General features: G+C 48.2%; 6 protein-coding genes. 4 read left to right on the top strand and 2 right to left on the bottom strand.

Going from position 1 to position 7209, the window contains the following annotated elements:
* Positions 1-162: transposase (locus ACR0CG_RS23335; protein WP_480527877.1), on the top strand; the 162-nt coding region annotated here is incomplete at its 5' end.
* A 36-nt stretch (positions 163-198) separates the two neighbouring features.
* Here ACR0CG_RS23335 and ACR0CG_RS23330 read toward each other — a convergent pair.
* Positions 199-1140, bottom strand: a complete 942-nt coding sequence (locus ACR0CG_RS23330; protein ID WP_480527876.1) for a response regulator — start codon at positions 1138-1140, stop codon at positions 199-201.
* 555 nt (positions 1141-1695) lie between these two features.
* Between ACR0CG_RS23330 and ACR0CG_RS23325 the strand changes: the two genes are divergently transcribed.
* Positions 1696-2436: an acyl-homoserine-lactone synthase gene (locus ACR0CG_RS23325; protein ID WP_480527874.1), complete on the top strand. Its 741-nt coding sequence runs from the start codon at positions 1696-1698 to the stop codon at positions 2434-2436.
* 403 nt (positions 2437-2839) lie between these two features.
* Complete coding sequence (locus tag ACR0CG_RS23320; RefSeq protein WP_480527872.1) at positions 2840-3973, top strand: response regulator; 1134 nt, start codon at positions 2840-2842, stop codon at positions 3971-3973.
* A 66-nt stretch (positions 3974-4039) separates the two neighbouring features.
* Here ACR0CG_RS23320 and ACR0CG_RS23315 read toward each other — a convergent pair whose 3' ends face one another.
* Entirely contained in the window at positions 4040-5290 is a 1251-nt protein-coding gene (locus ACR0CG_RS23315; RefSeq protein ID WP_480527871.1) for a cytochrome P450, read from the bottom strand.
* Positions 5291-5674: 384 nt separating this feature from the next.
* On the opposite strand from ACR0CG_RS23315, the gene ACR0CG_RS23310 reads away from it, so the two are divergent.
* Positions 5675-7108, top strand: coding sequence for a sensor histidine kinase (locus tag ACR0CG_RS23310; protein ID WP_480527868.1), 1434 nt, complete (start codon positions 5675-5677; stop codon positions 7106-7108).
* Positions 7109-7209 lie beyond the last annotated feature (101 nt).

The following is a 7209-nucleotide window of genomic DNA, read 5'->3' as shown; positions in this document are numbered from 1 at the left end:
CCGGTTAAGTACGACAAGCGTCGTTACAAACGGCGCAACCGGATCGAGATCATGTTCGGCAGGTTGAAGGATTGGCGGCGTGTGGCAACCCACTACGACAGGTGCCCGAAGGTCTTCCTGTCAGCAATCGCCCTTGCAGCACTCGTTATCTATTGGCTATGAGTCCTGACCCTAATCACCATCCATATATGCAGTTTTTCAAGCGATATTCGCCGCTCGACCCTCCGACATTTCAGCCATTTCGACGGCCTTGTCTATCAAGAACAACGCCTCCATCTTGGTTTTGGCTTTAAGCATAACTTCTTCGCTAACTTGGAAGCCAATTGGCCGACCTGAAGTGGTGTCACCGGAAATTTCTTTAAATGCCTCGGGAAGCGGAGCTCCTAACTGGTCCACGCTCAAATTAATTTGATTGTCGTAGATCACCAAGAACACGCCATTTCCCCAATAGGTCGCCACTTTACGCCCTTCCTGACTAGCTGACAGAACCGCTGTACCAGCTAAAGTCATGGCACTACGGAATTCACTGACCGTGCTCGTCTCATAGATTTGTTCGGCGCCTATGCATTTCACCGCCACAAGCTTTGCAGCCATGGAGTGCATCGTTGAAAGCTGAATTACGTAGTTCTCAAATTCAGCTAACCCAATGAAACCGGGCAAATCTCCGAAACATTGCGGATCAATTAAGCGAACGTCCGGACTATTGCCAAAACACAACTCAAAATCCGCTTCAGCTTCCAGCACTTCGATTGCGGCTCTTCGTTCCGCTGCCATTCTATAGGCGTCAGACAACCTCTGCTTCAGGTCAGAGAACTCAAAAGGCTTTGTAACGTAGTCCGTTGCCCCAACTCCGAATGCTTCGTCGATGTACTCTTTTTGCACCATGGCGGTCACCATGATAATGGGCGTGTACTTGTATTCTGGTAATTTTCGCACTTCTTCGCAAAGAGTTATGCCGTTCATTTGCGGCATCTGCACATCCAGTAGCAAGCAGTCGAACGCTTCGTTAGGTCGTGACAGTATTTCAATGGCCTCTGGCCCACTTCTGGCGGTGACGACGTCTTTATAACCGAACGCGTCTAGAACTCTATCTAGCAATTCCAGGATGCTAGGATCGTCGTCTACAGCAAGTATACGCATAACTTTTCACCAACCTTTTACGCCTCGCCAACCGTTGGGCATTGCAGACTTCGGGCAACGGTCGGCTGGCGCATGATACACTCAGGGTGTTCTCATCCTCTCTTACGAAGGCGGCAAAACGGTGACATAAGGTGGGCTTCCTTATGTCTGTGCTTTTTTTTTACCTTGTACAATTCTTCCCGTGCGAGAGCGCATACTGAAAAGCGAATCCCTCCAATTATTGATGCCATTTTAACTTTGCTTCTATCAACCGTCACGACTGCCTCGAAATACTATCGGATAGCGAAACCGCGCCTGATCCATCGAAAATTTGAAGGGATACATAAGAGAATCTATATTTTTCAAAGTGTTGCCAGACATGGGGAAATAATTGGAACCTGCGGAAAAAAATAGAAGCCAAGAACTTTCTAAAGTTTTTGGTCAGGCAGCGAAGGTAACCAAAGGAAGGGAGGAGATTTAGACACACCTATCCATCTATTCGGGCAACTACCGCATAGGGTTGTGGACTTGCTGAATTGAATCTTGCCATAAGTGTGTCGGAAATATGAGTAAAATATGGACCAACCACTCAGGTATAAGCAGACATACCCGGTCCCGGAGGGGCTTCCGGAACTGACACCTGCTAACGGCACTTCAGGCGCACCAAATACTTTGGCGCGACTAGAAATTTTTGCTGTCAATAGCAAGCCGCCAATGCCACGTGGCAACATTGGCCATATTCGCGCGACTACACTTAATTTTCGCAATATTTACGAGCATGGCACCCTTCTGGCAAAATACCTTGAAACCAGAAAATCAATTTTCATTGACCAGTTAAAGTGGCAAGTTGGTGAAGCTGACGGGATGGAATTTGACCAATACGACACACCAGCCTGTCGATGGGTTGTGTTGCATGAATTCGGTGAGGTCTTAGGAGGTGTGCGACTTCTGCCCACGACTGCAGAGTGCGGGGTATATAGTTATATGCTGCGCGACGCGCAAAGAGGTATCCTTAAAGGAATACCATCTGACGTTCTATTTATTGACGCCCCGGTAAAGCGCTCTGTTTGGGAAGCATCCCGTTTCTTCGTGGCAAAGGATGTTGCATCGTCACGCAGGCTTCCGGTTCAACAGGAGTTGTTTCACCAGATGACTACTGTCGCGATGGAAGGTGGTGCAACAAGCATCCTGGGCATCGTCCCCTCAGTCTGGGCACGGTGGTCACGGCGACTGGGCATCAATGCCTCGCCTGTCGGCGCAAAGTTTTCCATCGATGGCACCATCAGTCAGTCGGTTTTATTCAACATTCACAAGTAAATGGAACACCTCACCCACTAGATTGTCTTATTTACTCTTGGACGCCCGACGCATATTTCATTGCAACTAAGGTTGATTTTAAGACTATTGGGAAAACTCGGCTGTATTGCATTTTCGTGGGGTTTCCAGAGTCGATGCTTAGACTTCTAACCGTTGTTCAATTCCGTAGTTTTGCGATCGTATACTGCCATTTGGCGCCAACAGATTGCCGAAATAATAACGTTACGAGAAAGCGACGCTAGTTCACAACAATAACTGGCAATTCGTTGTTGAGGCCGTTGGCGCCAAATAAAGGTCAAGAAAAAGCCCCTTTCTACGAAGACTTTCTCCATTTTTGCCGCTGTTTCGACCCACTCTCCTCATAAGTTTACCCCGTTATGAGGATATCGACGGTTCACCAGTTATGAGACATTCCACATTTGGCAGTGATCGGTTCCAAAGAAATTTAGAGCATCGAGCACAAGGAAAGACCGCACTTACTGTACTGGCGGTTGATGATGATCCTGACATTTTGAAATTGCTCCAGTCAGCACTTCCTGAACTCGAAAACTGCAATGTGGCTGCTGCCAGTTCAGCTGATGAAGCGCTTGGGATGATAGAAGCAGCAGGATCCCCGTTCGACTGTCTGCTTGTTGACATTCAGATGCCTGGAACCTCGGGGATAGAGTTGCTTTCACAAATCCGAAACCTGCCGGATAATCTGGAAACACCTGTCATAATGCTGACTGCACTGGATGACAGGCAGAACATCGAGAAGGCATTTTTAGAAGGCGCGTTTGATTATGTAACTAAACCCTTCGACTTCTTTGAATTGCGCAGCCGTATGAACGCTGCTCACCTTCTGATGATGGAGAGAAAGAAAACCCAATCCTCATCGGCGTCGATAGAAAATCTTCGCAGTGAATTGGATTTCAACCAGAAATTCAATTTCAAGGATCCTTTGTCTATCGATGAGCAAGAACAATGCTTGGGGTATGTCGAATTCGACAACTATGTCGAGCAGCTTTCACGGAGGCGTCGATTTGACACCTGGGTCACCGCAATCAAATTTCGTGACGCCGAGTATCACTTTGATCTGAAGAATTTTGGTGATTTTCGGCGATCTGTTTCCGACATTGGATTCTGCATTGAAAGAACGACGCAGGCTGCTGGAGGAATCTATTCTTATCGCGGGAGTGGCGCATTTCTCATTGTTACACATGGGCGGGAATGCACCCAGAATATTCCGACCGAAGCTTTCCTAAACCAAGAACTAGGGACTGTTCTCAGCAACCGCTGCGCATCTGTCCATCTTAAAGTGGTGAAAGGTACACCGGTATCGCTTCGTTCTTTTTCGAAGGTTGGAGCATTCGCCTCTTTGGACATGGCTATCAAAAACGTGAATCATCGTGAGGCCAATCTCAGAAAGGGCCTGGTTACAACCTCTTCCACATTTTCAGAGCCCACACCGCATCGCAAAGAAATGGTCAACGATAGACTGTTTGATGTAGTCTTGCGTGAGCTGTACGGCGATAACACTTACCTCACTCGCCGGTAGTAAGCTAATTCTATCGCCAGGCCTGACGTCGATCAAAGGTCAGGCACTGGAGTTTAGATATCAACTTTATTCGCGAACCCGTTCGGCGTTGAGGATGAGTGGGCCACTGGTACGCATGGTGAATGTCAAAACTGGTTCCGGTAATTCAGACTCTGTAATCGAAAAATTTATTCGACGGAGCACCGAAGCCATAAGTACCATGATTTCAGTTTCAGCGTACTGAGCACCAATGCAGATTCTGGGACCATCTCCAAATGGAATGTACTGACCTCGAGGTAGTGTAGATCCCAAGAACCGTTCCGGTCGATAGTGGTCAGGAGCATCCCATAGTTTTTCGTTTCTGTGCAAAGAGTAAACTGGGAAGAACAGCGCGTCACCATTTGCAATCTTTACCCCTTTGATTTCAAGGTCGGCAGATGCGTCTCTAGCAAAGAACGCGGCTGAAGGGTAAAGCCGCAGCGTCTCTTTTACATGGGCGCGCAGGAGTGGCATTGCTTCCAGGTCAGAAAACTCCATTGGACCTTTTGGGCGAACCGACCGAATTTCTTGTCTAACCTTCGCCTGCATATCTTGGTGCAACGCCAGCAGATAATACCCCCAGGCCAGAGCGTTGGCGGAAGTTTCATGGCCAGCGACGACAAAGGTTAAAAGGTTGTCAACGGTTGTCGCTTCATCCTCGAAATCTGTTTTCAACGCCTCAATCATAAAATCAAGGAAGTCCTGTGGCTCGCTGCGGCTTTCGGCGCGACGCTGATCAATGACCTCTCTGGCGAGGTTCCGCATATTGGTGACCGGGGCCAGGCTGCGTAGCCAATTCTTGCGCGGCACCCACTTTGGCAAACCCATTAAATCGAAAAGAGACAAATCAGAAATGTACTCAAAATACTTGATCAGCCCCATGCGTATCTGCTCTGAACTGACTTTCTTGTTACCCGAAAAAATTACCCTAGAAATATTCGTCAACGTTGATGCAGGCGCAATTTGTGCAATATCTACAGGGCCTTCGTGTTCCGCCAATGAATCTGCAATCTCGACACCAGTCTCTGCAAAATGCCGGGCAAGAACCGGGAGGTTCCTGGCGGCGAATAGTGGAGAATACCTACGCCGCTGCTGACGCCATTTTTCCCCTTCAGAGAGTATCAACCCGTTGCCTACAGCCGATCCAATAATGTCTTTAGTGAACTTGGCTTTGGGAAACGAACGGCCCCGCCCGACAAGTAACTCGGTTATTATTTCAGGATCGCAGATATAGTGTATGTTCAAAGGCCCACGAACATAAGTTTCACGCAGAGTTTCGGCCGGGATGACTTCAAACATGTTTCGACCAGCGGACCTTGCAAACTGAAGCAGTGTCACCGGCTTTTTTGCAAGCCTAGCCGAAACAGGAGCTACAGCACCCTGCCCCAACTTCGTAAACTCAACTGCAGTCAAACCCCAACCCTTTAAGATTTTCTTCTTCTTTCTGGCACATTAAGAAAAAAAAAACGCACTTAGCAACGAGATCGTCAATTTTGGGGGGCCCACACGGCATTTGCGCAACAAAAATTTTTCAACCTCTCACACCAGAACCTTGCGTGAAACGCCAACAATCACGGTGGCCTTCAAAGGATTAGCGCCAAACTGTGAACCCAATTCAGACCAACTAAGTCCTCATTGTGCCGCTAATGGTACTGTCCAAGCGCTAAAAACGAAGACATCTAGATGACAGCCATCGACGCCAATCTGCCGGACCGGGACTCTGGTGAAACGGAAAACCGGCTTCTGCAAAACATCATAGATTATACTGCCATGAGCTTTGCGCTTCTGTGGCAGCGGCAGGCTATTTATCTGGCCACGACCATTTTGACCGCGTTCTTCTTCGATCCCATTAACGCCATGCTGTTCTATGGGACAATTCTCATTTGCGAAGCGCAAGATTTATTGCTGGCCAAACGCGTACCGCGCTTAAAGCCAGATCAGCACAAAGCAATTGGTATGATGGTTGTTTGGATTCTGTTGAACACGACCCTCAGCTCAACTGCAATCTGCCTGTATGCTGTTTCAGTTGCTTTCGCACAGCCCGCCGGTGGTCACTTTACTCCAATGTTCTTCTTGTTTGCTGCGGCGTTGTTTGCAGCAATGAACAACCATCAGTTTCTGTGGGCAATGATTGTCCGTCTGACCATGTACGGCGTATCGTTCATGTTGATTGTCGTCAAGGATATCTGGACCGAACGCCCCGAGCTTTCATCTGAACTCTGGCTGCACTTCTTCACCGTTATCTTTGTAATGTACTTTCTGATTGACTGTTCGATGGTGTTTCTGAAGCTCTACCGCAGGAATTTGGAACAACTCAAAAAGCTCAAAGCGGAGCACGAAAGAACAAAAGCGGCCTACATTGCGAAAACTCAGTTCATATCGACAGTTAGCCATGAACTGCGTACGCCTCTCACTTCGATCAAGGGATCACTTGACCTAATCAACACAGGCGCATTGGGTGAAGCTCCAGATTCAATGCAAAGCCTCATTCATTTAGCGGGTAAAAACTGCGAACGGCTCGCATCCCTAATTAATGATGTGCTGGACATTCAAAAAATGGAAGCGGGCGAGATGAACTACCGTGAAGGAACTGTTGATGTACATGCGCTGATTCAGGAAGCGATTGCCTGTAACATGGGATACACCAGTGCTCACAACGTAGAAATTGTAGAAGACTTAAGGGGAAACAATGATCTGTACGTTAGAGGTGATGCTTCCCGCCTTCTTCAGGTGTTGGCCAACATTATCTCCAACGCAGCTAAATTCTCCCTTGATGGAGGCGAGATAACCGTCGGATGCGAGAAAGTCGGCGGGAATATTCGCCTCTTCGTCAAAGACCATGGCATCGGGATACCTGAGGGGTTCCATGACAAAGTTTTCGATCGCTTTTCCCAGATAGACTCCTCCGATGAACGTCACGCAGGCGGTACCGGACTCGGGATGCACATTTCAAAGGAAATTGTTGAGCATTTTGGCGGAACAATAGACTACAGAAGCAAACTTGGTGAAGGCACAGAGTTCTTTGTTATGTTTCCCGCGATAAGCGGGCACGAGATAGGTTCCGCCGGAGCCGAGCACACCTCACTAACCTGCGCAGTGCAATCCAAGCAACTTTAGCCGAATCCCACTAGGGTCAGGACTCATAACCAATAAATGACGGTTGCGGCGAGGGCGATGGCGGAGAGGAAGACCTTCGGGCATCTGTCGTATCTGGTCGC

This window comes from Ruegeria sp. AB8 (assembly GCF_056542605.1).
Note: the sequence above shows the minus strand (reverse complement) of the source record. Positions and strands in the feature narration are given on the sequence as shown.

Bases quoted from the DNA above. Each gene is read 5' to 3' on its own strand.
- ACR0CG_RS23330 (WP_480527876.1), bottom strand. From the start codon at position 1,140: ATGCGTATACTTGCTGTAGACGACGATCCTAGCATCCTGGAATTGCTA.
- ACR0CG_RS23325 (WP_480527874.1), top strand. From the start codon at position 1,696: ATGGACCAACCACTCAGGTATAAGCAGACATACCCGGTCCCGGAGGGG.
- ACR0CG_RS23320 (WP_480527872.1), top strand. From the start codon at position 2,840: ATGAGACATTCCACATTTGGCAGTGATCGGTTCCAAAGAAATTTAGAG.
- ACR0CG_RS23315 (WP_480527871.1), bottom strand. From the start codon at position 5,290: ATGTTTGAAGTCATCCCGGCCGAAACTCTGCGTGAAACTTATGTTCGT.
- ACR0CG_RS23310 (WP_480527868.1), top strand. From the start codon at position 5,675: ATGACAGCCATCGACGCCAATCTGCCGGACCGGGACTCTGGTGAAACG.